27 protein-coding genes, 2 pseudogenes and 1 riboswitch are annotated in these 26,351 nt (G+C 64.5%); of the genes and pseudogenes, 21 read left to right on the top strand and 8 right to left on the bottom strand.

Annotated elements, in window-relative coordinates; translation table 11 throughout:
• The first annotated feature begins 471 nt into the window (after positions 1 to 471).
• Together FJ414_RS26095 and FJ414_RS26100 are read left to right on the top strand one after the other, a co-directional pair.
• Positions 472 to 2,241 carry an acyl-CoA dehydrogenase family protein gene (locus FJ414_RS26095; RefSeq protein ID WP_140647250.1) on the top strand — a complete coding sequence of 590 codons (1,770 nt, stop codon included), beginning with the start codon at positions 472 to 474 and terminating at the stop codon, positions 2,239 to 2,241.
• A gap of 26 nt (positions 2,242 to 2,267) precedes the next feature.
• On the top strand, positions 2,268 to 3,020 hold the full coding sequence (locus tag FJ414_RS26100; RefSeq protein ID WP_140647251.1) for a crotonase/enoyl-CoA hydratase family protein: 753 nt from the start codon (positions 2,268 to 2,270) through the stop codon (positions 3,018 to 3,020).
• 54 nt (positions 3,021 to 3,074) lie between these two features.
• Here FJ414_RS26100 and FJ414_RS26105 read toward each other — a convergent pair whose 3' ends face one another.
• Positions 3,075 to 4,268 carry a phytanoyl-CoA dioxygenase family protein gene (locus FJ414_RS26105; protein ID WP_140647252.1) on the bottom strand — a complete coding sequence of 398 codons (1,194 nt, stop codon included), beginning with the start codon at positions 4,266 to 4,268 and terminating at the stop codon, positions 3,075 to 3,077.
• Positions 4,269 to 4,363: 95 nt separating this feature from the next.
• Here FJ414_RS26105 and FJ414_RS26110 point away from each other — a divergent pair, with 95 nt between their 5' ends.
• Complete coding sequence (locus FJ414_RS26110) at positions 4,364 to 5,425, top strand: LacI family DNA-binding transcriptional regulator (protein ID WP_140647253.1); 1,062 nt, start codon at positions 4,364 to 4,366, stop codon at positions 5,423 to 5,425.
• On the opposite strand, the gene pdxH is transcribed toward FJ414_RS26110, so the two are convergent.
• Positions 5,416 to 6,033 carry a pyridoxamine 5'-phosphate oxidase gene (gene pdxH / locus FJ414_RS26115; protein WP_140647254.1) on the bottom strand — a complete coding sequence of 206 codons (618 nt, stop codon included), beginning with the start codon at positions 6,031 to 6,033 and terminating at the stop codon, positions 5,416 to 5,418. The genes FJ414_RS26110 and pdxH overlap by 10 nt on opposite strands.
• A 40-nt stretch (positions 6,034 to 6,073) precedes the next feature.
• Here pdxH and FJ414_RS26120 point away from each other — a divergent pair, with 40 nt between their 5' ends.
• The 4 genes from FJ414_RS26120 (at position 6,074) to FJ414_RS26135 (ending at position 9,147) form a co-directional block, all read left to right on the top strand.
• Complete coding sequence (locus FJ414_RS26120; RefSeq protein WP_140647255.1) at positions 6,074 to 6,538, top strand: RT0821/Lpp0805 family surface protein; 465 nt, start codon at positions 6,074 to 6,076, stop codon at positions 6,536 to 6,538.
• 115 nt (positions 6,539 to 6,653) lie between these two features.
• Entirely contained in the window at positions 6,654 to 7,580 is a 927-nt protein-coding gene (locus FJ414_RS26125) for a J domain-containing protein (RefSeq protein ID WP_140647256.1), read from the top strand.
• A 108-nt stretch (positions 7,581 to 7,688) separates the two neighbouring features.
• Positions 7,689 to 8,507 carry an enoyl-ACP reductase FabI gene (gene fabI / locus FJ414_RS26130; protein WP_140647257.1) on the top strand — a complete coding sequence of 273 codons (819 nt, stop codon included), beginning with the start codon at positions 7,689 to 7,691 and terminating at the stop codon, positions 8,505 to 8,507.
• 52 nt (positions 8,508 to 8,559) lie between these two features.
• Positions 8,560 to 9,147, top strand: coding sequence for a histidine phosphatase family protein (locus FJ414_RS26135; protein ID WP_140647258.1), 588 nt, complete (start codon positions 8,560 to 8,562; stop codon positions 9,145 to 9,147).
• Positions 9,148 to 9,283: 136 nt separating this feature from the next.
• Here the strand turns inward: FJ414_RS26135 and FJ414_RS26140 are convergent, their stop codons facing one another.
• Positions 9,284 to 9,547 (bottom strand): DUF1344 domain-containing protein, encoded by a 264-nt coding sequence (locus FJ414_RS26140; protein ID WP_041002438.1) that lies wholly within the window; start codon positions 9,545 to 9,547, stop codon positions 9,284 to 9,286.
• A 247-nt stretch (positions 9,548 to 9,794) separates the two neighbouring features.
• Here FJ414_RS26140 and aroC point away from each other — a divergent pair, with 247 nt between their 5' ends.
• Entirely contained in the window at positions 9,795 to 10,910 is a 1,116-nt protein-coding gene (gene aroC, locus FJ414_RS26145) for a chorismate synthase (RefSeq protein WP_140647259.1), read from the top strand.
• A gap of 99 nt (positions 10,911 to 11,009) precedes the next feature.
• Positions 11,010 to 12,110: a 3,4-dihydroxy-2-butanone-4-phosphate synthase gene (ribB, locus tag FJ414_RS26150; protein WP_140647260.1), complete on the top strand. Its 1,101-nt coding sequence runs from the start codon at positions 11,010 to 11,012 to the stop codon at positions 12,108 to 12,110.
• Between the two features lie 212 nt (positions 12,111 to 12,322).
• Here the strand turns inward: ribB and FJ414_RS26155 are convergent, their stop codons facing one another.
• A complete protein-coding gene (locus tag FJ414_RS26155; RefSeq protein ID WP_140647261.1) occupies positions 12,323 to 13,543 on the bottom strand; it encodes an MFS transporter in 1,221 nt (406 codons plus the stop codon).
• A gap of 120 nt (positions 13,544 to 13,663) precedes the next feature.
• Between FJ414_RS26155 and FJ414_RS26160 the strand changes: the two genes are divergently transcribed.
• The 4 genes and pseudogenes from FJ414_RS26160 (at position 13,664) to FJ414_RS26175 (ending at position 16,797) form a co-directional block, all read left to right on the top strand.
• The gene (locus tag FJ414_RS26160) at positions 13,664 to 14,272 is read left to right on the top strand and encodes a TetR/AcrR family transcriptional regulator (RefSeq protein WP_140647262.1); all 609 of its coding nucleotides are present in this window, start codon (positions 13,664 to 13,666) and stop codon (positions 14,270 to 14,272) included.
• Between the two features lie 220 nt (positions 14,273 to 14,492).
• Complete coding sequence (locus tag FJ414_RS26165; protein WP_140647263.1) at positions 14,493 to 15,476, top strand: hypothetical protein; 984 nt, start codon at positions 14,493 to 14,495, stop codon at positions 15,474 to 15,476.
• A gap of 173 nt (positions 15,477 to 15,649) precedes the next feature.
• Positions 15,650 to 16,000 (top strand): annotated as a pseudogene (locus tag FJ414_RS31925) (transposase).
• The gene (locus FJ414_RS26175; protein WP_246672507.1) at positions 15,973 to 16,797 is read left to right on the top strand and encodes an IS3 family transposase; all 825 of its coding nucleotides are present in this window, start codon (positions 15,973 to 15,975) and stop codon (positions 16,795 to 16,797) included. Before FJ414_RS31925 ends, FJ414_RS26175 begins: the two are co-directional and overlap by 28 nt.
• Positions 16,798 to 16,834: 37 nt before the next feature.
• Here the strand turns inward: FJ414_RS26175 and bluB are convergent, their stop codons facing one another.
• Positions 16,835 to 17,566 (bottom strand): 5,6-dimethylbenzimidazole synthase, encoded by a 732-nt coding sequence (gene bluB, locus FJ414_RS26180; RefSeq protein WP_140647265.1) that lies wholly within the window; start codon positions 17,564 to 17,566, stop codon positions 16,835 to 16,837.
• A gap of 42 nt (positions 17,567 to 17,608) precedes the next feature.
• A riboswitch (cobalamin riboswitch) is annotated at positions 17,609 to 17,786 on the bottom strand.
• A gap of 114 nt (positions 17,787 to 17,900) precedes the next feature.
• Between bluB and FJ414_RS26185 the strand changes: the two genes are divergently transcribed.
• The 6 genes from FJ414_RS26185 to FJ414_RS26210 all read left to right on the top strand — a co-directional run bounded on the left by FJ414_RS26185 (position 17,901) and on the right by FJ414_RS26210 (position 22,805).
• Positions 17,901 to 18,827, top strand: coding sequence for a histone deacetylase family protein (locus tag FJ414_RS26185; protein ID WP_140647266.1), 927 nt, complete (start codon positions 17,901 to 17,903; stop codon positions 18,825 to 18,827).
• A 3-nt stretch (positions 18,828 to 18,830) separates the two neighbouring features.
• Entirely contained in the window at positions 18,831 to 19,082 is a 252-nt protein-coding gene (locus FJ414_RS26190; protein ID WP_140647267.1) for an exodeoxyribonuclease VII small subunit, read from the top strand.
• 56 nt (positions 19,083 to 19,138) lie between these two features.
• Entirely contained in the window at positions 19,139 to 19,405 is a 267-nt protein-coding gene (locus FJ414_RS26195; protein ID WP_140647268.1) for a DUF2277 domain-containing protein, read from the top strand.
• A 9-nt stretch (positions 19,406 to 19,414) separates the two neighbouring features.
• On the top strand, positions 19,415 to 20,335 hold the full coding sequence (locus FJ414_RS26200) for a pirin family protein (protein ID WP_140647269.1): 921 nt from the start codon (positions 19,415 to 19,417) through the stop codon (positions 20,333 to 20,335).
• Between the two features lie 121 nt (positions 20,336 to 20,456).
• On the top strand, positions 20,457 to 22,364 hold the full coding sequence (dxs, locus tag FJ414_RS26205) for a 1-deoxy-D-xylulose-5-phosphate synthase (protein WP_140647270.1): 1,908 nt from the start codon (positions 20,457 to 20,459) through the stop codon (positions 22,362 to 22,364).
• Between the two features lie 150 nt (positions 22,365 to 22,514).
• Entirely contained in the window at positions 22,515 to 22,805 is a 291-nt protein-coding gene (locus tag FJ414_RS26210; protein ID WP_140647271.1) for a hypothetical protein, read from the top strand.
• Here FJ414_RS26210 and FJ414_RS26215 read toward each other — a convergent pair.
• Positions 22,802 to 23,203, bottom strand: a complete 402-nt coding sequence (locus FJ414_RS26215) for a GFA family protein (RefSeq protein ID WP_140647272.1) — start codon at positions 23,201 to 23,203, stop codon at positions 22,802 to 22,804. The two genes, FJ414_RS26210 and FJ414_RS26215, sit on opposite strands and share 4 nt — an antisense overlap.
• 109 nt (positions 23,204 to 23,312) lie before the next feature.
• On the opposite strand from FJ414_RS26215, the gene FJ414_RS26220 reads away from it, so the two are divergent.
• Both FJ414_RS26220 and FJ414_RS26225 read left to right on the top strand, forming a co-directional pair.
• Entirely contained in the window at positions 23,313 to 24,086 is a 774-nt protein-coding gene (locus tag FJ414_RS26220) for a TlyA family RNA methyltransferase (RefSeq protein WP_140647273.1), read from the top strand.
• On the top strand, positions 24,083 to 25,324 hold the full coding sequence (locus FJ414_RS26225) for a class I SAM-dependent RNA methyltransferase (RefSeq protein ID WP_140647274.1): 1,242 nt from the start codon (positions 24,083 to 24,085) through the stop codon (positions 25,322 to 25,324). Before FJ414_RS26220 ends, FJ414_RS26225 begins: the two co-directional genes overlap by 4 nt.
• A gap of 42 nt (positions 25,325 to 25,366) precedes the next feature.
• Here FJ414_RS26225 and FJ414_RS26230 read toward each other — a convergent pair whose 3' ends face one another.
• Entirely contained in the window at positions 25,367 to 26,035 is a 669-nt protein-coding gene (locus FJ414_RS26230) for a transglutaminase-like cysteine peptidase (protein WP_181181718.1), read from the bottom strand.
• Between the two features lie 82 nt (positions 26,036 to 26,117).
• Positions 26,118 to 26,327: pseudogene (locus tag FJ414_RS31930) on the bottom strand (hypothetical protein); the annotation flags it as partial.
• Positions 26,328 to 26,351 lie beyond the last annotated feature (24 nt).

Genomic DNA, 26,351 nt, shown 5'->3' on the forward strand with positions numbered 1-26,351 from the left:
CCTTGAAAATTGGCCTTGGCCGTCGCGATTTCGTCATTCTATGGCGAAGCAAGGAGCGAAGCGACGGGGCGCAGACCATAGAATCAATTCCGTGACGTTAAGGCGTTACCACGGTCCAGAATTCTGCTCCGCTGCATCCCTCGCGCGAGATCACGGAATGGATCCTCGGGTCTGCGCGCGTCGCTTCGCTCCTTGCTCCGCCCGTGGATGACGACGTTCGGGCGCTTCGGCTAATCCCTGAGGTCCGCGATCCGCTTCGTTGGGCAAAAGTGTCGATCACGTTCGTGATTAGCCCCGAACGCTCGTCAGGTTGTCATTCTATGGCGTCGCTCGCCCGTGGATGACGAAGTCCACCCTTGCAAAATCCGCGTGACAAAGTTTGACGTTTACGTAAAAAGAAGGTGCGAGATCGACGCATGGGTTTCGCTTCGGCCATGCACTAGGATTGGCTGGAACGCAGGAGGAGCAGACATGTATCGCGCGCCGGTCGAGGACATCGCCTTCACGCTGAAGCAGGTGGCCGGGCTGAAGCCGGCACTGGATGCCGGCACCTTCGGCGATCTCGGCGAGGACTTGGTCGATGCGATCCTGGCCGAGGCCGGGCGCTTCGCCAGCGAGGAGGTCGCTCCCCTCTACAAGATCGGCGACGAGCATGGCGCGGTGCTGAAGGACGCTGCCGTCACCACGCCGCCCGGCTGGAAGGAACTCTACCGGCGCTGGATCGACGGCGGCTGGAACGCGCTGTCCGGGCCGGAAGAATTCGGCGGCCAAGGCCTGCCGACCATGCTCGGCGTCGCCGCGCTCGAAATGTGGAATTCCGGCGCCATGGCCTTCGGCATCGGCCCGACGCTCACCATGGGCGCGGTCGAGGCGCTCGACAAGCACGCTTCGCAGGAACTCAAGGCCAAATACCTCGCAAAACTCGTCTCCGGCGAGTGGATGGGCACGATGAACCTGACCGAGCCTCAGGCGGGCTCGGATCTCGCGGCCTTGCGCAGCCGTGCCGAGCCCGTCGGCGACGGCACCTACCGCATCTTCGGCCAGAAGATGTTCATCACCTATGGCGAGCACGATTTCACCGACAACATCGTGCATCTGGTGCTGGCCAGATTGCCCGACGCGCCGGCCGGAACGCGCGGCATCTCGCTGTTTTTGGTGCCGAAGTTCTTCGTCAACGACGATGGTTCGCTCGGCGCCCGCAACGACGTCTTCTGTTCCGGTCTCGAGCATAAGCTCGGCATCCATGCCTCTCCGACCTGCACTATGATCTATGGCGACGGTTTCCAGGGCGCCAACCCCGGCGCCATCGGCTGGCTGATCGGCGAGGAGAACAAGGGCCTGGCCTGCATGTTCACGATGATGAACAACGCCCGCCTTGCCGTGGGCATGCAGGGCGTGGCCGTCGCTGAGACAGCCACGCAGAAGGCGATCGCTTATGCCAATGAGCGCCGCCAGGGCAAGGCCTCGAACTATTCCGGCTCCGGCATGGCGCCGATCGTCCATCATCCCGATGTGCAGCGCAGTTTGCTCACCATGCGGGCGCTGACCCAGATCGCCCGCTCGATCAGCTATTCCTGCGCGCATGCCATCGACCGCGCGCGCCTCGGCGAGGGCGAGGCCGCCGCCAATTGGCGCGACCGCGCCAACCTGCTGACGCCGCTTGCCAAAGCCTTCTCGACCGATGTCGGCGTCGAGGTCGCTTCGCTTGGCGTCCAGGTGCATGGCGGCATGGGCTTCGTCGAGGAGACGGGTGCGGCGGCGCTTTATCGCGACGCCCGCATCGCGCCGATCTATGAAGGCACCAACGGCATCCAGGCGATCGATCTTGTGGCGCGAAAGCTGCCGCTTGGCGGCGGTGAGCATGTGCATTCCTATATCGGCGAGTTGAAAGCGATGGCCGATGCGGTGCGCACCTCCAACATCGATGGTTTCGGCCGCACCGCCGACAATCTCGACCGTGCGCTTGCCGATCTCGACGAAGCGACCCGCTTCTTGCAGAAGCTGCTTGCCGGCGGCAAGGCGGACGCCGCCATGGCCGGCGCCACGCCCTATCTGCGCCTGATCTCGCTCGCCGCCGGCGGCGCCTATCTGGCGCAGGGCGGGCTGGCCGACCGTGGCCGCATCGCGCTTTGCCGCTTCTTTGCCGAAAACCTGCTTGGCGAGACGCGCGCGCTGAAGGAGCGCGTCATCGACGGCGCCGAGAGCCTCGCCGCCGCCGGCGAGGCTCTGATTTCCGCTTAGGCATCTCGACCTTCAAAGGACCAACCGTGACAGACCATATCCTCGTCGAGCGCCAGGGCGCCGTGCAGACCATCCGCATCAACCGCCCCGACAAGAAGAACGCGCTGACGCGCGCCATGTACGCGAAAATGTCAGCCGCCCTTGCCGAAGGCGACGCCGATCCGACGGTCCGCGTGCATGTGTTCCTCGGCGTTCCGGGCGCCTTTTCCGCCGGCAACGACCTCGCCGATTTCCTGGTCATCGCCACCGGCGGCGAGGGCGGCAACGAGGTCTGGGATTTCCTGATGGCGCTGGCCAAGGCCGAGAAGCCGATGGTGTCGGGCGTCGACGGCATTGCGGTGGGCATCGGCACCACGCTCAACCTGCATTGCGATCTGACCTTCGCTACGCCGCGCACGCTGTTCCGCACGCCCTTCGTCGATCTCGGCCTTGTGCCGGAGGCCGGCTCAAGCCTGATCGCGCCGCGGCTCCTCGGCCGGCAGGGCGCCTTCGCGCTGCTCGGCCTCGGCGAAGGCTTTTCGGCCGAGCGCGCCAAGGCGGCCGGTATGATCTACGACGTCGTCGCGGAAGACGTGCTGGAAGGCGCGGTGCTGGCCGCCGCCGGCGACATCGCCGCCAAGCCGCCGCAGGCGCTGAAGATCGCGCGCGACCTGATGCGCGAGCCGCGCGAGGAATTGATCGCCCGCATCAAGGTCGAAAGCGAGCATTTCCGCGAGCGGCTGACATCCGAGGAGGCGCGCGCCGCGCTGACTGCGTTCATGACCCGCAAGAAGGGATAGGCGCGAAGCCCATCCGGAAAGGGGCGCCCTCTGTGGCGGACGCCCGCGGACTTGTCACGTTAGCTTCTTGGCCGCCTGTTCATCTAGCGCCTTGCCGAAAGCCTCTGCTGTCCATCCGGCTTCGAGCGCGCGGTGGAACAGCGCTTGCTGCGTTTCCGGCGCCAGCCCGCCGATCGGCGGATCGCGATCGAGATTGGTCGGGAAGGAATAGCCCTCCGCCGTCGAGGCGATCGCGTTGGCGGCCGCTGCCTTCGAGATCGCGCCTTCTGCCAGCATCGTCTGGATCGCGGGATAGAGCGCGCGGCTCATCCTGGTGCGGTCCACGCTCTCCATCGCGCGGCCGTAACCCGAAGACACCTGCAGCAGATTGGCCATGCGCCGGATGTCGGCGGAGCGGTTGTTGCCGGCGGCATGGAACAGCGCCGGGTTGAAGAAAGCGGCATCGCCCTTTTCCAACGCAAGCTGCACGTGATGCTCGGCGAAATATGCCTTGAACGCCGGCAGGCTGGTGGCGAGATATCCGGGCAGATAGGCCTGCGAGTAGGGGAGGTAGAGCGTCGGGCCGCTCTCCAGCGGCATATCGCAATGGGCGACGGCCCCCTGCAGCGTCAGCACCGGCGAGATGGAGTGCACATGCACCGGATAGCGCTCGATCACTTCGGGGGTCTGGAAGCCCAGATGATAGTCGCGATGCGCCGATTGCGCGGCGCCTCCGGGATTAACGCAGTTGATCTGCGAGGTCATCTGATAGGCCGGCCCGAGCCAGGCTTCCGAGATCAATGCGATGATGTCGTTGCCGTAATAGGCGGCGAAGGCTTGCGGATCGCGCAGGCAGAATTTCTCCAGCGCATTCCAGATGCGATCATTGGCGCCCGGCTTGGCGAAATGGTCGCCGCCGCCGGTCCCGATGGCGTGCTGCTCGGCGATCATCTCGTTGAAGAGCTTGGTCGCCCTATTGATCGGCGCCGTGTCGGCGAACGCTTTCTTGAAGGCCACGACGCCAGGCCCGCTGGTCATCGCCTCGACCCACTCCGCCAGCAGCGCCTTGCGTGTCTCGGGCTCGGCCGCCGCCTTGCGGACAGCATCGCCGTCATAGACGAGCACGTTCTTTTCGACGCCGGCGGCGAAGGGGTAGTCGGCGAGCTTGGTCGCTTGCTCGACGATCGCCCGGAAGCCTTCGATGTCGCACTGGTCCTTGGTCAGCCAGACCCGTTCGGACCTGGCCTTGGCTGGGTTGTCGGCCTTCATGACGCATCCTCCTGTTGCGATCCCGGTTGTCGTTGCCGTATACCGCAATCTGCGGCGCCGGTTGCCTCCAAAACACCTCAAAAACACCTCAGAAGATGTCTCGCCCCTTTCTCGTCAAGGATATCGCTCTCCAGGCCGGGCTCAGCCTGGCGACGGTCGACCGCGTCCTCAACGAGAGGCCGGGCGTGCGCGAGCACACCGTACGGCGGGTCAGGCAGGCTATCGGCGAGCTTGAAAAGCAGCGCGCCCAGATCGGCCTTTCCGGCCGCAAGCTTGTCCTCGACGTCGTCATGGAAGCGCCGTCGCGCTTCAGCGAGGCGGTGCGGCAGGGGCTGGAGCAGGCGATGCCGTCGCTGCAGCCGGTGATCTTTCGCGCGCGCTACCATGTCGCCGAGACGCGCGGCGTCGGCGACACGGTCGCGATCATCGAGGCCTTGCGGCGGCGCGGCAGCAACGGCGTGTTCCTCAAGGCGCCCGATGTCGCGGAGGTGAGGGGCGCGACGGCCGGGCTGGTCACCGCCGGCATCCCCGTCGTCACGCTGGTAACGGATCTTCCCGACACGGGTCGGCAGGCCTATGTCGGCATGGACAACCGGGCGGCCGGCGAGACCGCGGCCTATCTTCTCGGCGAGTGGCTTGGCGGCGGACCGGCGCGCATCCTCGTCACCATCAGCAGCAACCGGTTTCGCGGCGAGGAGGAGCGCGAGATAGGCTTCCGGCAAGCGCTTCGCGAGCGCTATCCGGCGCTCGGCATCATCGAGGTCAGCGAGGGCCATGGCCTCGACCGCAACACCGGCATGCTCGCGCTCGCGGCCTTGCGGGCTAACCCCGACATTGCCGGCGTCTATTCGATCGGCGGCGGCAACCGTGCCATCGTCGAAGCCTTCGCCGCGCTCGGCCGCACGTGCCGCGCCTTTGTCGGCCATGACCTCGACGCCGACAATCTCGCGCTCCTACGCGCCGGACGTGTCAGCGCCGTGCTGCATCACGATCTCGGCCACGACATGCGAAACGCCTGCCTGCATGTCATGCGCGCGCATGGTTTGCTGCCGAAATCGCCGGTCTCGGGCATGGCCAACATCCAGATCATCACGCCCTTCAATGTGCCGCAGGCGGCTGGCAACACATGGGGCAATGCCACAGTGCTTCAGGGATAAAGCCTGACCTTGTCCCAACCGCCTTGCGCGTTGCGCGAAAAGACGACCCGGTCATGCAGGCGGAACGGGCGGTCGTGCCAGAACTCGATCGTTTGCGGCAGGATGCGGAAGCCCGACCAGTGTTTCGGCCGCGGGATCTCGCCGATGGCGTAGCGCGCCGTGTATTCGGCCACCGCCTTCTCCAGCGCGAAGCGGCCCTCCAGCGGCCGCGACTGTTTCGAGGCCCAGGCGCCGATGCGGCTGCCGCGCGGCCTGGTCGCATAATAGGCGTCGGCCTCGGCGTCGCTGACGATCTCCACCGGCCCGCGCACCCGCACCTGGCGGCGCAGCGATTTCCAGTGGAAGCACATCGCCGCCTTCATGCTGCCAAGAATCTCGCGGCCCTTGGCGCTCTCGAAATTCGTGTAGAAGACAAACCCCTTTTCGTCGAACCCCTTGAGCAGCACCATCCGCACATCCGGCATGCCGTCGGCATCGACGGTTGCCAGGGCGACGCCGTTGGCGTCGTTGATCTCGCTTTTGGTTGCGTCCTCCAGCCATGCGGCAAAGAGCCGGAACGGCTCCGCAGCCTCTGTGAAGTCACTGCTTGTTAACTCGGTTTCGTTCATAGTTTTCCAAATTTTTAATATTGCGGGAGGAGTTCGCCGATTGTCGCGTATCGCGCAAGCTTTTGACAGCGGGCAATGGAGCGTTATCGCTTCGGCCAGTGCCAAGGCTGCGCTGTTGACGTTGGCGCTTCCTCTTGCCGCCTGCGGCGCCGGCGGGTTCAGCCTGGAAAAGGCGGAGGTCGATCGCTCGATCATCACCTCCAGCGCGCCGTCCTCGCCCGCGGCTCCGGCGGCGGTCGACAAGGACTCCGACCAGACCACCATCGGCAACGCCGTTTCCTCCGCCGACATCAAGGAACTGGGCGGCCAGTCCGTGCCATGGGCCAATGCCGACACCGGCTCGCGCGGCGCCATCACCGAATTGCTGGAACTGAAGGATGGCGGCCTGACCTGTCGCCGTTTCAGCGCCACGCGCGAGAGCTTCGACGGCGTTGCCCTCTACAAGGGCGAGCTGTGCCTGGCCGGCGCCGGCGGCTGGCGCATGCAGGAATTCAAGGCGCTCTGATTTCGGGCACTCTGATTTTCGGGCGCCAATTCCCCTTGCGCCACTGGAATTTCTTCCTATGCGAGCGCATATAGGGGGCGACCCGTGAATTCAATCTCTCTTGCAGGCAGGAAGCATGCGCGACCCCTATGAGGTGCTGGGCGTTGCCAAGAACGCATCGGCCAAGGACATAAAATCGGCTTATCGCAAGCTCGCCAAGAAGCATCATCCGGACCAGAATCCGAATGATCCCAAGGCGAAGGACCGTTTTGCCGCCGTCAACCAGGCATACGAAGTCGTCGGCGACGAGAAGGCGCGCGGCGCCTACGATCGCGGCGAGATCGACGCCGAGGGCAAGCCGAAATTCCAGGGTTTTGAAGGCGCGGCCGGCGGCGATCCATTCGCCGGGTTCCGCCGTCAGCAGGGCCCGGGCGGCGCGCATTTCGAGTTCCGTAGCGGACGTCCGGGCGGCGATCCGTTCGACGGCAACAGCGACATCTTCAGCCAGATCTTCGGCGATGCCTTTTCCGGGGCCCGCGGCGCCGGCCGGGGCGATCGCCGCCAGCCTGTCCAGGCGGCCGACCTCAACGTCACCATGGACATCAGCATCGAAGAGGCAGCCAGCGCCGATAAGGTGACGGCGATGTTTCCGGACGGCCGCAAGGTGGCGGTCAAGCTGCCGGCCTATGTCGAGGACGGCCAGACGATTCGTCTGAAGGGCCAGGGCGAGCAGGGCCCGGGCCAGCCGGGCGATGCGCTGGTCAAGATCCACATCCGCCGCCACGCCCGCTACCGCATCGAAGGGCGCGACCTGCATGTCGATCTGCCTGTCGATCTGGCCGACGCCGTGCTCGGCGCCAAGGTGGCGGTCGAGACGCCGACCGGCAAGCTCGCGGTCAACGTTCCGGCATGGTCGAGTTCCGACAAGGTGCTGCGCCTCAAGGGCAGGGGTCTGCCGGAAAAGGCCGGCGGCCATGGCGATCTTTATGCCCATGTGCGGCTGATGCTGCCGGAAGGCGGCGATGCCGAGCTTGAGGCCCTTATGCGCCGCCAAAAAGGCTGATCGGCGGAATTTTGTTCCTGGTGCAGTATCTTTTGGGCGCTTGAAGGGGCTTTGTGCCTGTGCGATAGGGCTCTCCACAAAGCAGATATTCTTGCGGAGAGCTTGCACATGGCAGGTGGACAGGGCCTGATGGCCGGTAAGCGGGGCCTGATCCTGGGCGTCGCCAACAATCGGTCGATCGCTTTCGGCATCGCCAAGGCGTGCGTCGATCATGGCGCCGAAATTGCGCTGACCTATCAGGGCGAGGCCTTCAAGAAGCGCGTCGAGCCGCTCGCGGCCGAGCTCAACGCGCATGTCGCGGGCCATTGCGACGTGACCGACCCGGAAAGCCTCGACGCCGTCTTTGCCGACATCGCCGGGCATTGGGGCAAGCTCGACTTCCTCGTCCATGCCATCGCCTTCTCCGATAAGGACGAGCTGACCGGCCGCTATGTCGAGACGACGCGCGACAATTTCCTGCGCACCATGGACATCTCGGTCTATTCCTTCACCACCATCGCCAAGCGCGCCGAGCCGCTGATGACCGATGGCGGCTCGCTGCTGACGCTGACCTATTACGGCGCCGAGAAGGTGATGCCGCATTACAACGTCATGGGCGTCGCCAAGGCGGCGCTCGAAGCGAGCGTACGCTATCTCGCCGTCGACCTCGGCGCCAAGAAGATCCGCGTCAACGCGATCTCGGCCGGTCCGATCAAGACGCTGGCCGCCTCCGGCATCGGCGATTTCCGCTATATCCTGAAGTGGAACGAGTACAATTCGCCGCTCAAGCAGACGGTGACGCAGGAAGAGGTCGGCGATTCCGGCGTCTACTTCCTGTCGGATCTGTCGCGCGGCGTGACCGGCGAGGTCCATCATGTCGATTCCGGCTACCATGTCGTCGGCATGAAGGCGGTCGACGCGCCGGATATCTCGACCGTCAAGGACTGATCGCCTCCGCTTATCATCCGTCCAGGCCCTGGCCCGACCTACGGAAGACCTGATGTATCCGCTCGTCTACATCGCGCGCCACGGCCAGACCGAGTGGAATGCCGAGCACCGCCTGCAGGGCCAGGCCGACACCGACCTCAACGATTTTGGCCGCGAGCAGGCGAGGCTCAACGGCCGGCGGCTGGCGGAGCTCGTCAGAAATCCTGCGGATTTCGACTTCGTCGCCAGCCCGATGCGGCGCACCCGCGAGACGATGGAACTGGTGCGCGAAGCGATGGGGCTCGATCCCTCCGCCTACCGCACCGATGCGCGCCTGGTGGAGATAAGCTTCGGCGACTGGCAAGGTTTTACCTTCGCCGAGCTCGAGGAACGCGCCCCCGGTTCAACCAACGGCCGTCGCCACGCCAAATGGGATTTCCAGCCGCCCGGCGAGGGCGCGGAAAGCTACGAGATGCTGCTCGAGCGGATCAGGCCGTGGCTCGACGCGCTGCGTCAGCCGACCGTCTGCGTCACCCACGGCGGCGTCATCCGCTGCTTCTTCCGCTTCGTCGCGGGCTTTTCCAAGCAGGAAGCCGCCGGCCTCGAGGTGCCGCAGGACCGACTGCTGCGACTGGAAGGCCGGAGCTTGGAGTGGCTTTAACAAATCGCGCCCTGGCAAATTCAGGTCAGGCCGAGTCGAGAAGGGTGGATTCCGAGAACCGGAGCGGAGCGTACTTTCAGTACGTGAGCACCGGAAGCGCAGGAAGCCGCCCTTCGCAGGCCGGCCTCACCTGAATTCAGTTCTGGTCGCTGTCGGGCAGTTGCATATCCGTCACGACATTCTCGCCATTGGTCACGTCATAGGCGATGACGATGTCCATGCCGGGCTTCAGCGAGTCGATATCGGTCTCGGCGTTGAGCTTGTAGGCTTTGCCGTCGTCAAGCGTCAGCGTCAGCGTGTCCTTGTCGACCTTCTTGATCAGGCCTTCGGTCTGGCCGGCGAACGCGGCGGCGGTGGAAATCAGCAACATGGCGCAGGCGGCGCCAATCAGGGTACGCATCGTCGTCCTCTTTGGTCATTGCGCCGGCTGGTCAGCGGCGGATCCTCAACGGCGGATGGGAAGAGAGCAGAAACCAACCGAATGTGTCAAAACTAAATCCGCCAGATCACAGTTTGATGCAGCCGTTTGACCACTGTGGAAAACGCCAATAGAAGGCAAGCCGGCAGCGCCGCGCGTGCTTTTAGATGCGCAGGGGATGCTGCACCACTTCAGGTTGCCGGCTCCGCCGCCGGGCAGGGCGTTTTCCATGTCTCATAACACATTCGGCCATCTCTTCCGCGTCACCACCTGGGGTGAAAGCCACGGCGCCGCGCTCGGCTGCGTTGTCGATGGCTGCCCGCCTGGCATTCGCTTCAAGCGCGAGGATATCCAGGCCGAGCTCGACCGCCGCCGCCCTGGACAGTCGCGCTTCGTCACCCAGCGCCGCGAGCCGGACGAGGTCAAGATCCTGTCCGGCTTCATCCTCGACGAGGACGGCGAGACGATGATCACCACCGGCACGCCGGTTTCGATGCTGATCGAGAATGTCGACCAGCGTTCCAAGGACTATGGCGAGATCGCCCGCCAGTACCGGCCGGGCCATGCCGACTACACCTACGACGTCAAATACGGTCTGCGCGATCACCGCGGCGGCGGCCGTTCCTCGGCGCGCGAGACGGCGGCCAGAGTGGCGGCGGGCGCCCTGGCGCGCAGGATAGTGCCCGGCATGACGGTGCGCGGCGCGCTGGTCTCGATGGGCGAGAAATCGATCGACCGCGCCAACTGGAACTGGAATTTCGTAGGCGATGCCGAAAACCCGTTCTTCACACCCGATCCTGCTTCGGTGCCTGTCTTCACCCGGTATCTCGACGGCATCCGCAAGGCCGGCTCCTCGGTCGGCGCGGTGATCGAGATCGTCGCCGATGGCGTGCCGCCGGGCCTCGGCGCGCCGATCTACGCCAAGCTCGACCAGGACATCGCGTCCGGCCTGATGTCGATCAACGCCGTCAAGGGCGTCGAGATCGGCAACGGCTTCGAGGCGGCCCGCATCACCGGCGAACAGAACGCCGACGAGATGCGCATGGGCAATGACGGCAAGCCGGTGTTTTTATCCAACAATGCTGGCGGCATCCTGGGCGGCATCTCGACAGGACAGGCGATTGTGGCCCGTTTCGCCGTCAAGCCGACCTCGTCGATCCTGACCCCGCGCCAGTCGATCGACAAGGACGGCAAGGATGTCGAGGTGATGACCAAGGGCCGCCACGACCCGTGCGTCGGCATCCGCGCCGTGCCGATCGGCGAGGCCATGGTTGCCTGCGCGGTCGCCGATCATTATCTCCGGCACAGAGGACAGACAGGGAAGGCAGTAGGCAGTAGGGATTAGGCAGTAGACCGCCCGACACAGCCGTTTTCTTTCTTCTACTGCCTACTGCCTACTGCCTACTGCCTACTGCCTAATTCCTGCGAGCGAAGCGAGCGCGCCATGCCATACGACCAGAAGAAGATCGTCGAAGCGATCCGCGCCTTCGAGCGCGGCGAGATCGTCGTCGTCATGGACGACGACGGGCGCGAGAACGAAGGCGATCTGATCGTCGCCGCCGTCCACTGCACGCCGGAGAAGATGGCCTTCATCGTCCGCAACACCTCCGGCATCGTCTGCACGCCGATGCTGCGTGACGATGCCAGGCGGCTGAACCTCGCGCCGATGGTGGCGGACAACGACTCCGCCCACACCACCGCATTCACGGTCAGCGTCGATTTCAAGCACGGCACAACGACCGGCATTTCCGCCGACGACCGCACGTTGACCGTACGCAACCTTGCCAACGGCAATGTCGGCCCGTCCGATTTCGTGCGTCCCGGCCATATCTTCCCGCTGATCGCGCGCGAAGGCGGTGTCTTGATGCGCTCTGGCCACACCGAGGCCGCGGTCGACCTCTGCAAGCTTGCCGGCCTGCCCCCCGTCGGTGTCATCTCCGAACTGGTCAACGACGACGGCACGGTCAAGCGCGGCCCTGAAGTGCAGGCCTTCGCGGAACAGCATGGCCTGAAGCAGGTCTCGGTCGCAGACCTCATCGCCTACCGCCAGCGCAAGGAAACGCTGGTCGAGCGCGTCGCCTGCTCCGACATCGACACGCCCGGCGGCAAGGCGCAGGTCTTCACCTACACGCTGCCCTGGGATTCCATGCACCATGTCGCGGTCGTCTTCGGCGACATCCGTGACGGCGAGGATGTGCCGGTGCGTCTGCATTCGGAAGATGTCGTCACCGACGTCTTCGGCACCAGCCATCGCCTCGACGGCATCATGAAGGCGATGGGCGAGCGCAGGCGCGGCGTCATCGTCTATCTGCGCGAGGGCTCGGTCGGCGTCGCCCACCAGGAGCGCAAGCGCCCTGTGAGTGGCGAGCGCGAAGATCATGAAGAAGCGCGCCGCCGCGAGAACGAATGGCGCGAGATCGGCCTCGGCGCCCAGATCCTCAAGGATCTCGGCATCTCCTCGATCAACCTGATCGCCTCTCGCGAGCGCCACTATGTCGGCCTCGAAGGCTTTGGCATCCACATCGCCAAGACCGAGATTCTTTAGGCTGCCGGGGCGCCGAAGGTCCTGGCGGCAGCCCCGCCGGCGTTGCTGATTGACCAGAGCTCCGCGACGGAGGCGATTGGCCGGAGCCTCCGCGACCTCGTCATCTCGGGTCTATGCCCCGCTTCGAGTCGCTCCGCCCGTGAATGACGAAGTCGCGTAGGTCTCGGCTAACTTCCAACGTCTGCGATGATGATCGGACGGCCGAATAATCGTCACTCCGCAGGCACCACCGCTTCGCCTCTGTCCGCGTCGCAATCGCCCGTCGCCAGCCGGCACTGCCCGGCAAGCACGGTGGCCAGCGCGATCGCCCCGGCCGCCACCGACACCCAGAACCCGTTCTGCGGACCGAAATTGTCGACCATCCAGCCGGCGGCGAAGGAGCCCAGCGCCATGCCGATGCCGATGCCGGTGGTCACCCAGGTGACGCCTTCGGTGAGCATTGCCGGCGGCACGTGGCGCTCGATCAGGCCGAAGGCTGTGATGAAGGTCGGCGAGATAGCGACGCCGCTGACGAAGACCGCCAGCGCCAGCGTCGGCACCGTGTCGGCGAAAAGCAATGGCAGGGTGGTGAGCGCGATCACCGTGACCGCGACCGCGAGTTGCCGCTGCAGCGGCGCCTTCAGGCTGAGCGCGCCGACGATGATGCCGAGCACGAAGGATCCAAGCGCATAGACGCCGATGACGAGGCTTGCAGCCTCGGGCTGGCCGAGCGCCTTGGTGATGGCGACGGTGGTGACTTCCGTGGTGGCGAAGGTCGCGCCGACGAAGATCAGCGCGAAGGTGATGATCTGCACCGGCCGCAGGCGGATAGCCGAACCGGTCGCGCCATGTTCCGCCGGACGTACCGGCGGCTCGGACGAGCGGTGCAGCAGGAATGCCGCCGAACCGAGCGCGAGCAGCAACGTGCTGACCACCATGCCTGCTTCGGGAAACAGAGCCGCGCTCAAGCCCACCGACAGCGAGGCTCCGGCGACATAGACCAATTCGTCCGCGGCCGATTCGAACGCGAAGGCGGTGCTCAACTCGGGACGATCGCGAAAAATCTCTGTCCAGCGAGCCCTGACCAGCGCCGGGATGTTGGGCATGGCGGCGGCAAGCAGCGCCGACCCGAACAGGGTCCAGGCCGGCCAGTGCTGGTTGGCCGCCACGATCAATGTCGTGAAGGCAAGCACCGAGACCAGCGTGGTCGGCAGGGCAATCGCGCTTTGGCCAAGCTGATCCACCCATCGCGAGATCTGCGGTGACAAAACAGCATTCACAAGGGCGTAGGTCGCGGAGACCGCCCCGGCCAGCCAATATTCGCCATGCGTCTGCGAGAGCATCGCCACGATGCCGATCGGCGCCATGGCGATCGGCAGCCGCGCGATGAAGGCGGCCGTGGCGAAGCCTTTCGTGCCGGGAGCCCGAAAGATGTCCGCATAGGGGTTTCGCATGATCCTGCTCCTCGACAAGGTTGCATACTAAAACTACATGCGCTGCGTATGAATGTGAGATAATTCATACGCTGCGTATGTCAATTGGCATACGAGACGTATGTGAGTAGGGCCAGAGCCATGCACAGACCGCGCAAGGAGATGATCGCCGAGACGCGCGCCAAGCTGATCGCGGCCGCCCGCCACGCCTTCGGCACGGTCGGCTACGCCGAGGCCTCGATGGACGATTTCACCGCGTCGGCCGGCCTGACGCGCGGCGCGCTCTACCATCATTTCGGCGACAAGAAGGGGCTGCTGCAGGCGGTGATCGCCGAGATCGACGGCGAAATGGCCGAGCGGGTGAACGAGGTGGCTTCGAAGGCGCCGACCCGCTGGCAGCATTTCGTCGATGAATGCACCAGCTATATCGAAATGGCGCTGGAGCCGGAAATCCAGCGCATCATGTTCCGCGACGGTCCGGCGGTGCTCGGCGACCCGGCGCAGTGGCCGAATGCCAGCGCTTGCATCGCCTCGATGACCGACCATCTGACGAAGCTGCAGGACGAGGGGGTGGTCGTTCCAGAGCTTGATCCCGAGACGACCTCACGGCTGATCAATGGCGCCAGCAGCCAGGCCGCGCAGCGCATCGCCAATTCGAACGATCCCGAAGCGACGTCGAAGAAGGCGATCGCGGCGTTCAAGCAACTGCTCGAAGGCTTGCGCAAGAGGGTTGACGGCACGCTTGGGTAACCAAGCCACCGGGTTGTGCACCGCTTTCCGGCCGACGCAACCCCGCCGCGATTGACAATCAATGGGGCGAGCGCATCCTCCACCGCCAACTCTTACAGCGCCGCGCGTTCTTTGAACGCGCAAAGGACGCTGTAAAAACTTTGATTCAGCGCATGACCCTTCTCCGAAAATCGATTCCGATTTTCGGGATCATGCGCGGGGGGGTGTGGAGAGTCGGGGCATGTGGGACTTCAGCATCGCCAGGTCGGTGTCCATCATGATGCGGACATGGCCGTTCATCGTCTTTCGCATGATCGTCTATTTCGGCATCACGGTCGCCTACATCATGGCGACCGGCACGGGCGCCAGCGTCGGCTACGGCGTCGGCCACATCTCGACCGATCCCGACGGGCCGATGTCCTTCGCGCTCTGGGGCGGCGTGGTCGGCTTCGGCGTCGTGTCGATCGCCGTCTACTGGATCCGCGAATACATCCTCTACGTGCTGAAGGCGGGCCATATCGCCGTCATGGTGCATCTGATCGACGGCCACGATGTCCCTGACGGCCAGAACCAGATCGCCTATGCCAAGGAAGTGGTCACCCAGCGTTTCGCCGAGGCCAACATCCTTTTCGTCGTCGACCAACTGGTCAAGGGCGCCATCCGCGCCATCACCGGCCTGATCGGCGGGATAGCCGCCTTCCTGCCGATCCCGGGCCTGAGCGGCATCGTCAGCTTCATCAACACCGTCATCCGTATCTCGCTGACCTATGTCGACGAGATCATCCTCGGCTACAACATCCGCATCAATTCGAACTTGCCCTTCGAGACGGCCAGGCAAGGTGTCGTCCTCTACGCCCAGAACGGCAAGCACATGGTCAAGAACGCCGTCTGGCTGGCGGCGATCATGTGGGGCGTGTCCTTCGTCATCTTCCTGTTGATGCTGGCGCCCGCGGCCGCGATCCTCTGGGTCATGCCGGGTCAGCTTGCCGGCTGGGCTTTCGTGCTGGCCATCGTCTTTGCCTGGGCCTTCAAGGCGGCCTTCATCGAGCCCTTCGCCATTGCCTCGCTGATGCAGGTTTATTTCGAAGCCATCGAGGGCCAGGTGCCCAATCCCGAATGGGACCACCGGCTGGCCGAGGCCTCGTCCAAGTTCAGGGAACTGCGCGACAAGGCGCTGGGCTCCTTCGGCGGCGGCTCGCGCTGGGATACGCCCCGGGCCGCTTGATCAGGATTTTGAAGGACCGCCTAAAGCGCGTCGCGTCGAAACGGATTCACGCGACGCGCTTTAGGTCGTTGCTTGATGCATGTCGTTGACGCAAAACTGGAGTGCGCCCCTGGGGGTGGACAGATTGGCTTGATGAATTGACCAGGCTTGCCGGGTTTCCGAAAGTGGAGCCGATGGCAAAACATCGCACTCACAGTATGGAATTCAAACGGCAGGTCGCGCAGGAGTTTCTCTCGGGCGAGACGCTCTACAGTCTGGCAAAGCGCCACGACGTGTCACGCACCTTGCTGCGGATTTGAGTACGCAAGTATGAGCAAGGCGCGTTCGACGATGAGGCTCAGGCCGCCGACCTTGTCCAGGAATACGAGGCGCGGATTGCTGCCCTCGAGCGCCTGGTTGGCAAACAGGCGCTGGAGCTGGAGTTTCTAAAGGGGGCTCTGAAAAGAACACCACGGCCGAGAAGCGGAACCACATCCGTCATTACCGGCCCGCTGGTATCTCCGTCGCCGAAGGATGCCGGCTGATGGGGATCGCACGCTCTACCTACTATGACGGCCCCGAAAAGCCTGTCGATGACACCTCGATCGTGGAGGCCATGTTTGCCATTTGCGATGAGTTTGAATTTTACGGCTATCGTCGCGTTGGTGCCGCGCTGCGCCAGCAGGGCCTGGTCATCAACCACAAGAAGATCAGGCGGTTAATGCGTCAACACGGCCTGCATCCGAAGATCCGCCGTAGGTTCGTCGCGACCACAGACGGCAATCATGACGGCCCGATCTTCCCGAACCTGGCCAAGGATATCGTACCGACCGGCCCCCATCAGCTCTGGGTTTGCGACATCACTTACGTCGCGCTGCCAACCCGCTGCATCTACGTCGCGGTCGTCCTCGATGCCTGGTCACGGTTGATCGTCGGTTATGCCATCAGTCGCAGCATCGACGCGCGTCTGACGGTTGCAGCTTTGAAGGCAGCGATAGAGCGTCGCCGGCCACCACGGGGCTGCGTCCATCATTCCGACCGCGGCTCCCAATACGCAGCTCAGGCATATCGGGATGCACTGGCTGGCGCTGAACTCGCCGGCTCGATGGGCCGCAAAGGCAATCCCTATGACAACGCCAGGGCCGAAAGCCTTATGAAGACGCTGAAGGTCGAAGCGGTCTATCCGATGGCCTATGAAACATTGGAAGACGTCACCGAACACCTTCCCCGCCTCATAGAGGAGGTTTACAACACCCGCAGACTTCATTCAGCGCTCGGTTATCTGAGCCCGCAGCAGTTCGAGGATCAACACATCCGGCAGACTGGCAAAACAGCGGCCTGATCATTGTCCACCCGCAGGGGCGCACTCCAAACCGAGGTCACTTTTGCGCGACATGCATTAGCCTTGCGATCGCCGATTTGAGCGGCGCCTCGCCAGCGCCGCGAAAAGTCTCGCTCATCACCAGTTCCGGCAGCGGCAGGCGCTTGCCCCAGCCATGCGCCTCGAGATCGGGCTTCGGCGCGAAGGCTGAGACGCGGCCGACGCAGAGATAAGCGATCGGCGTCACATGTTCCGGGATCGACAAGAGCTGCTTCAGCGCTTCCGTCTCGATGATGCTGACCCAGCCGACGCCGACACCCTCGGCCCGCGCCGCCAGCCAGAAATTCTGCACCGCGCAGACGGTGCTGTAGAGGTCCATCTCCGGATTGTGCCAGCGCCCGAGCGGCGAATCCTTCGACCGCTGCCGGTCGCAGGTGATGCACAGATTGAGCGCGCTTTCGCAGATGCCCTCGAGCTTAAGCTTTCGGTACAGCGCCTGCCGTTCCGCCTCGATCGCCGGCAGTTCCTGCTCGCGCGCGGCGAGGAACAGGTCGCGCACCTGCCGACGCCTTGCTGCATCGCGGATGACGATGAAATTCCACGGCTGCATGTAGCCGACCGACGGCGCATGATGCGCGGCGGTGATCAGCCGCGCCAACACGCTGTCATCGAGGTCGTCGGGGGCAAAATGGCTGCGCACGTCACGCCTGGTGAACATCGCCCGATAGACCGCGTCGCGCGCCAATTGGTCAAAGTCGTCGCCGCTCGCGGCGATCGCTGCTGCCGTCATCGCTTTTCCCCTTGCGACAAGCAATTTCCCGCCTGACCAAGCGGAAAACCATGTCTGCCGGGCCGGTCTTCTGGCTCGGGATCCTCCCGCATCCGGCGCCTTCCCGTCATCGACAGTGGCTTTGCCGGCGCGGTCCCCCTCACAGCGTTGGGCACGCCACGGAGTTCAACCGTGTTCCCGATTCTCCCGCGTCACGGGCACCAGGCAGCGAAGAACCTTACCGCGAAGCTTGCGCCGCGCCAATGGCGCCAGCGACACGGGCTGGCGCAATTTTCCCCAGCCATTCGGCTTTCAAACATGGTCATCCGCGCCGCCGGTGCCTAGATTAGGCGCCATGACCACCCGTCTCTACACGCACCCGATCTTTCTGGAACACCTCACGCCGCCCGGCCATCCCGAGCGGCCTGACCGCCTGCGCGCCATCGAACGCGTGCTCGACGACGAGGCTTTTTCGGCGCTCGACCGCGTCAAGGCGCCCGAAGGCGACGAGAAAACGATCCTCTATGCGCATCCCGAGGATTTCGTCGAGCGCGTGCGCGCGGCGATCCCTGAGAGCGGCATCGTCTCGATCGACGCCGATACCAGCGCCAGCCCGAAAAGCTGGCAGGCCGTGGTGACGGCGATCGGCGGCGCCAACGCGGCGGTGGACGACGTCTTCGAGGGCCGTGCCGCCAACGTCTTCGTCGCTGCCCGTCCGCCGGGTCACCACGCCGAAAAGACCACCGCGATGGGCTTCTGCCTGTTCAACACGGCCGCGATCGCCGCCCGCTACGCGCAGAAGAAGCATCATGCCGAGCGCGTCGCCATCGTCGACTGGGACGTCCACCACGGCAACGGCACACAGGACATTTTTTGGGACGACCCGTCGGTGCTCTATTGCTCGACGCACCAGATGCCGCTTTACCCCGGTACCGGAGCGAAAAGCGAAACCGGCGCCGGCAACATCGTCAATGCGCCGCTCGCGCCGCAGACCGGCAGCGACCTGTTCCGCGACGCCTTCCTGTCGCGTGTGCTGCCCTCGATCGATGCGTTCGCGCCGGACCTGATCATCATTTCCGCCGGTTTCGACGCGCACCACCGCGATCCGCTCGCCGAGATCAACCTGACCGAGGACGATTTCGACTGGGCGACCGGGCAATTGATGGAGCGCGCCGGCCGCCACAGCTCCAACAGGCTCGTCAGCCTGCTGGAAGGCGGCTACGATCTGCAGGGACTGGCATTTTCAGTCGCCGCCCATGTCGGGCGGCTGATGAAGGGATAGGCTATGGCATTGGAAGGCAATGAGGACGTCAAGGCGATGAGCTTCGAACAGGCGCTCGACGCGCTGGAGAAGATCGTCGATGATCTTGAGCGCGGCGACGTCCCGCTCGACCAATCGATCAAGATTTACGAGCGCGGCGAAGCGCTGAAGGCGCATTGCGACCGGCTGCTGAAAGCGGCCGAGGACAAGGTCGAGAAGATCAGGCTGTCGCGCGACGGCAAACCGGTTGGAACGGAGCCGCTCGACGCAGAGTAACGACGCAGAGTAATTGGACGACGGTGGGCAAAGAAAGCAGGTAAGGAGTTCAAGCTATGTGCCGCAACATCAAGACCCTGGCCAATTTCGAGCCGCCGGCGACCAATGACGAAGTGCATGACGCAGCGCTGCAATTCGTGCGCAAGCTGAGCGGCTCGACCAAGCCCTCCAAGCGCAACGAGCATGCCTTCCACCATGCGGTCGAGGCGATCACAGCTGTCGCGCGCGAATTGATCGATTCGCTCGAAACCAACCAGGAGCCGCGCAACCGCGAGGAAGAAGCTGCCAAGGCCAAGGCCAGGTCTGCGCTGCGTTTCGCCTGAGGATCCGACATGAGCTTCTTTCCGGGAAACGATCCTGAACCGGGCGATGCCTTCGCCTGCGACCAGATCGAACTGATGGTCGTCCCCAACGCCAAGGACATTGGCGGCTTCGAGGTGCGCCGCGCCTTGCCGACGGCAAAACGCCGTCTGGTCGGGCCGTTCATCTTCTTCGACCGCATGGGGCCAGCGATCCTGCGCGCCGGCCATGCGCTCGACGTGCGCCCGCATCCGCATATCGGGCTTTCCACCGTCACCTACCTGTTCGACGGCAAGATCAGGCATCGCGACTCGCTCGGCACTGAAATGGTGATCGCGCCGGGCGACGTGAATTTGATGACCGCCGGGCTCGGTATCGTCCATTCCGAGCGCACGCCGGAGGAGTTGCGCGGCGCACCGATGTCGGTCTCCGGCCTGCAGACCTGGCTGGCGCTGCCCGACGGCAAGGAGGAAATTGCCCCGGTGTTCGCGAACACGTCGGTGGCCCGCTTGCCGCAGATCGATGCCGAGGGCGTCAGCGGCCGCGTCGTCATCGGCGAATTCTCAGGCCTGCGCTCGCCCGTGGCGACCGCTTCGGACACGCTTTACGCCGATCTCAGGCTGGCGGCGGGCGCGAGCGTGAAGATCCCGGCCGATGCCGAGGAGCGCGCCATCTACACGCTGGAGGGCGACGTGTCGATCGCCGGCGATATTTTCCCGGCCGAGCGGCTCCTGGTGTTCAAGCCGGGCGAGGAGATCGTCGTTTCCTCCGAGCGCGGCGCGCATTTCATGCTGTTCGGCGGCGCTTCGCTGGGCTCCAAGCGCTATATCTGGTGGAATTTCGTGTCGTCCTCGAAGGAACGCATCGAGCAGGCCAAGCAGGAATGGAAGACAGGTCGCTTCGATATCGTTCCCGGCGATGAAGAAGAGTTCATCCCGCTGCCGGAGAATTAGGGTCCGCTTGCGCGTCACTGGCGCGCATTTACATTCGTCCGCCGGCGGCCTATTCCGCGCATGATTATGGCGCAATCTGCTGATAGTGCCGTGTTCGATCGATAAGGCAGGACGCGCCCGAGTGAAGCCAGATACGCCGCTGCTCGACAAGGTCCGCATTCCGGCGGATTTGCGGACGCTCGATGAGGGCGCGCTGCCGCAATTTGCCGCGGAACTGCGCGCCGAGCTCATCGACGCCGTCTCGCAGACCGGCGGCCATCTCGGTGCCGGCCTCGGCGTCGTCGAACTGACGGTTGCGCTGCACTATATCTTCAACACCCCGGCAGACCGGCTGATCTGGGACGTCGGCCACCAGGCCTATCCGCACAAGATCCTGACCGGCCGCCGCGACCGCATCCGCACGCTGCGCCAGGAGGGCGGCCTCTCCGGTTTCACCCGGCGCGCTGAGAGCGAATACGACCCGTTCGGCGCCGCGCATTCCTCGACCTCGATTTCGGCCGGCCTCGGCATGGCCATGGGCCGCGACCTATCGGACGGCCGCAACAATGTGATTTCCGTCATCGGCGACGGCTCGATGTCGGCCGGCATGGCCTTCGAGGCGCTGAACAATGCCGGCGCGCTCGACGCCCGGCTGATCGTCATCCTCAACGACAACGACATGTCGATCGCGCCGCCGACCGGCGCCATGAGCGCCTATCTGGCCAGGCTCGCCTCCGGCAAGGCCTATCTCGGCCTGCGCGATTTCGGCAAGAAGCTGACATCCTATCTCGGCAAGCGCGCCGACCGCGCCATCACCCGGGCGGTCGAGCATGCGCGCGGCTACGTCACCGGCGGCACCCTGTTCGAAGAACTCGGCTTCTATCACATCGGCCCCATCGACGGGCACAATCTCGAACATCTGATCCCGGTGCTGAAGAACGTGCGCGACAACGGCAAAGGCCCGGTTCTGGTCCATGTCGTGACCCAGAAGGGCAAGGGCTACGCGCCGGCGGAGGCCGCGGCCGACAAATATCACGGCGTCAACAAGTTCGACGTCATCACCGGCGCGCAGGCCAAGGCGCCGGCCAACGCCCCCGCCTACACCAAGGTGTTCGCCGAAAGCCTGATCCAGGAAGCACGTGAGGACGACCGTATCGTCGCCATCACCGCCGCCATGCCGGGCGGCACCGGCCTCGACCTGTTCGGCGAGGTGTTCCCGAAGCGGACTTTCGATGTCGGCATCGCCGAGCAGCATGCGGTGACCTTCGCCGCCGGGCTGGCCACCGAAGGCTACAAGCCCTTCGCCGCCATCTATTCCACCTTCCTGCAGCGCGCCTACGACCAGGTCGTCCACGACGTTGCGATCCAGAAATTGCCGGTGCGCTTTCCCATCGACCGCGCCGGTTTCGTCGGCGCCGACGGCGCCACCCATTGCGGCGCGTTCGACACCACCTTCCTCGCTACGCTGCCGGGCTTCGTCGTCATGGCCGCCGCGGACGAGGCGGAACTGCGCCATATGGTGCGCACCGCGGCGTCCTATGATGACGGCCCGATCGCCTTCCGCTATCCGCGCGGCAACGGCGTCGGCGTCGACATGCCGGAGCGCGGCTCGCTGCTCGAAATCGGCAAGGGTCGTATTCTCAAGGAAGGGACCAAGGTCGCACTGCTTTCCTTCGGCACGCGGCTGCAGGATTGCCTTCTGGCCGCCGAGGAACTCGGCGCGGCGGGCCTGTCCACCACCGTCGCCGACGCCCGCTTCGCCAAGCCGCTGGACGAAGATCTTATCCGCCGGCTCGCCCGCTCGCACGAAGTGCTGGTGACCGTGGAGGAGGGTGCGATTGGCGGTTTCGCCAGCCAGGTGCTGCATTTCCTCGCCCATGAAGGCCTGCTGGAAAGCGGCCTCAAGGTGCGCCCGCTGGTCTTGCCGGACATGTTCGCCGACCATGCGAAACCCGAAAAGATGTATGCCGATGCCGGCCTGGATTCGGCCGGCATCGTGCGCACGGTCTTCGCGACGCTCGGCCGTGGCGTTCAGGCGCAGCGCGCCTGAATCAGGACTTCAACACGCTGAATCGGTTTGCCGGCTTTCGGATGTAACTATCTGTTAACGCTCCCGTTTGGCGGTTCGCTTACCTTGTCTCTTGGCCGATTTTCAACGGCGCCCTGCTAGAAGCTCGAGCCAGGCAGGGAGACAACAAAAATGAAAACGCTTCTGTGCGGCGTGGGCCTTTTGGCTGCCATGGCCGCGCCGGCGACAGCCGAAACGCGTTACGACCGCAACCTTGAAAAGGCGGTGCTGGATATCGTCGCCGGCAAGATGGGCAACATCCGCGGCGCCTTCTCCTACAAGCAGGTTCCTCAACTCGTCATGGTGCCGGAAGCGACGACGCCGGCTGTGCCGGCGCCGGTCGAGCCGCCGCGCAAGGAAGCTTCCGGCAATGATGGCCTGACGCCGGCCGTCGAGCGCCGGGTTTCGCGAACCGTATTTTAGAACCACATATCGCGCACGCAGCGGCCGTCGCGCGGCAGGTCGTCATACGTATCGAGGCCGTCGAAATGGTCGATCGGCAGGTCGGCGACGTCCTCGGGCGGCGCCAGTCTGACATTGACGGCGATGCGCGTGCGGCCGCTCTTGCCGGAACGCAGGCCGCGCCAGGCGACGACGCAGGCGCAGGTCGGGCAGAACAGGATCTCCAGCGAGGGTTCGGCCACCCCGGCGCGCGTATAGGATTTCACCGGCCCGGCGACGCGAATGCGCTCGTCGACATAGTCATAGGCCCAGAGCGTGCCGTAGCGGCGGCAAAGCGTGCAGTTGCAGGCGGTGATTCCGCCGGGATCTCCTTCCAGCGTCCGATGGACCGCGCCGCAATGACAGGTACCCTTCAGCATCGCCACCTCCACCGACTGACGAACGGCCCGTTCCTGTCCACATTCTGCAGCCTGTCGCCCGATATTCAAACCCATTGCGTTCGCGCCCGGCTTTCGCCAATGAAGGCCGATGAGTTCCCCTTTGCCAGCCAGCCAGCGCCAGCGGCTCGACGAATTGCTCGTCGGGCGCGGCCTGTTCGCCAGCCGCTCGCGTGCCCGCGACGCGATCGAGCGCGGCACGGTAACGGTTGACGGCATCGTTGCCCGCAAGCCCGGCCAGGCTGTCGCGCCGGACTGCCTGGTCGCCATCGACGATCCGGCGCAGGCCTATGTGTCGCGCGCGGCATTGAAGCTGATCGCCGGCCTCGATCGTTTCGGCCTCGATCCTTCCGGCAGCGAGGCGCTCGATATCGGCGCCTCGACCGGCGGCTTCACCCAGGTGCTGCTCGAGCGCGGCGCGGCGCATGTCACGGCGATCGATGTCGGCCACGGCCAGATGCATCCCGACATTGCCGGTAACCCGCGTGTGACGGTGATCGAAGGGCTGAACGCCCGCGACATGACGGCGGCCGATCTCGGCGGCCGCGTTCCCGCTTTCCTGGTCTGCGACGTCAGCTTCATTTCGCTGAAGCTGGCGCTGCCGCCAGCGCTGCAATTGGCGGGCGAGGGCGCCAGGGCAATTCTTCTGGTCAAGCCGCAATTCGAGGCCGGGCGCGAGGCCATCGGCAAGGGCGGCCTGCTCAGGCAGCCAGAAGACGCTGAGCGCATTGCTGTCAGCTTGGCTGATTGGCTTGCCGGCATTCCCGGCTGGCGGGTGCTCGGGCTGCACCCGTCGCCGATCGAAGGCGGCGACGGTAACCGCGAGTTCCTGCTCGCCGCCATAAAGGATGCGGGGTCGCGATGAGCACACGCTTCACCATCGCCAGGCTGGGCTCGCAAGGCGACGGCATCGCCAACGCCGAGGGCGGGGAGGTCTTCATCCCCTTCACGCTGCCAGGCGAAACCGTCACGGCCGCGCGCCAGAGGGATCGCGCTGCGTTGATGTCGGTGCTGGAAGCCTCGCCGTTCAGGATCGATCCCGCCTGCCGTCATTTCACCGAATGCGGCGGCTGCGCGCTGCAGCATTACGAGGCTGAAGCCTACCGGCAATGGAAGCGCGAGAAGGTCGTGCAGGCGCTGAAGGCCAAGGGCATAGCTTGCGAGATCGCTGCGCTGGTGCCGTGCGCGCCGCACACCCGCCGCCGCGTCACCTTCAGTGCCAGGCGCACCGATGCCGGCATGCTGCTCGGCTTCGTGCGCGCCCTGTCCTCCGAGATCATCCCGATCGAGGAATGCCCGATCTCGCTGCCGGCGATTGTTTCGGCGCTCGATAAATTGCGTGCTCTGGCCGGATTGGTCTGCGCCACGCCGAAGGCGTTCCATATGACGGTGACCGTCACGGCTTCGGGCCTCGACATTGCCGTCCATGATGCCGGCAAGCTCGGCGACCACCAGCGCCGCATCGCGTCGAATTTCGTCATGGCCGAGGGGCTGGCGCGGCTTTCCGTCGACGGCGAGATCGTCGTCGAACCGAAGAAGCCGGTGGTGCAGTTCGGATCCGTCGCCGTCGCCGTGCCGCCCGGCGCCTTCCTGCAGGCGACGGAAGCCGCCGAGCAGGCGATGGCGGACCTTGTCGGCCAGCACCTGTCGCGCGCCAGGAAAGTCGCGGACCTGTTTGCCGGCTGCGGCAGCTTCGCGCTGCGGCTTGGCGTGAAGTCGGAGGTCCATGCCGTCGAAGGCGATGCCGCAGCGCTCGCCGCACTCGACCGCGCCTTTCGTTTCGCCGGTGGCCTGAAGCGGGTGACCAGCGAACGCCGCGACCTTTTCCGCAGACCGCTGACCTTCAAGGAGCTGAACGCTTTCGACGGAGTGGTCTTCGATCCGCCGCGCGCCGGCGCCGAGGACCAGTCGAAGCAGATCGCCCGTTCCGACGTGCCGCTGGTCGCCGCAGTCTCCTGCAATCCGGCGACGCTGGCGCGGGATTTGCGGATTCTTCTCGATGGCGGCTACACGCTGAAGACTGTCACCCCAATCGACCAGTTTCTGTGGTCGTCGCATGTCGAGGCCGTGGCGCTTTTGGAGAAGCCGAAGCGGCGACGGTAGCCTTGCCGGTTGCAGCTCACTTCACTCAAATGGCGACTTGCCTTACGAGCTCGGCAAACGTTTCGCCGTGCCGCCGCGCTGGTTGATCGAAACCCAGCTGTTCGGGTTCTGCTGCGACTGCCGTTTCAGGAAATAATAGCCGGTGGCGTTCCAGGGGCGGATCTCGTCGACCAGATTGTCCAGGACGAGATCGCCCTTGTCGGTCTTCACCGTCAGGATGGTGTGGCCCTCATCGTGAAGGTCACGCACCACCGTCATCAGCAGCGCCTGCCGGGGAAATCCCGCTTCCTGGAGAAGCTTGCGCTTGTAGAGCGCGTAGATCTTGCAATCGCCCTTGCCGTCCACCGGATAGTCCCAGTGGTCCATCATCGTGCCCCAGTGGTCGTAATTGCTGACGGGCTTGATGGAGCGGTTCGCCTTCTGGTTGATCTGCTTGAGGATGCTCATGTTCTGCGCGGTCAGCTTGACGCTCGTGGCAGGCAAAGCGCGCACCTTGCACTCTTTCGGCCGGCGATGGCAGAAATCGAGCCAGCCGTAGGGGACGCTGGTGCTGCCGCCGACGGTGGCGTAGCTCGCAGCAGGTCGTGTCGTCGTTAGCTTGAACAGCGACGACTGCGCCGCTGCAGCGCCTATTTGCAGCGAAGTCGCACCTATCAACGAAACAAAACCAAGGAGGAGGGAAGAGGTCAGGACGCCAGGGGAACGCTGCATTGCCGACACCACCGCAACGAGAAGACTGGCGAGAAGCTAATGCGCAAACGCCCGCCCCGCCAATTAAACAATTAATAATGTCCTAACACGATTGTGTCTGGCGTAAGGCAGAGGCTGCCCCTCTTCCGGAGTTGGCATCAATCCGAGCGTGGCACTGCCGCGCTTCGGCGAGTACGCTCGCGTCCATATCTTCAAGTGTTTTTGGCCCGCCAGCACGCGGTAGGATTCCAAACACGTCCTGCGGCCGCATCGGTGCAAAGGCCGGCACCGGTTTCAAATCAACGCCCTCTGGCGCGTTCTCGGATTTGGATATGAT

It is taken from the genome of Mesorhizobium sp. B3-1-6 (assembly GCF_006439555.1).
Lineage (GTDB): Bacteria > Pseudomonadota > Alphaproteobacteria > Rhizobiales > Rhizobiaceae > Mesorhizobium.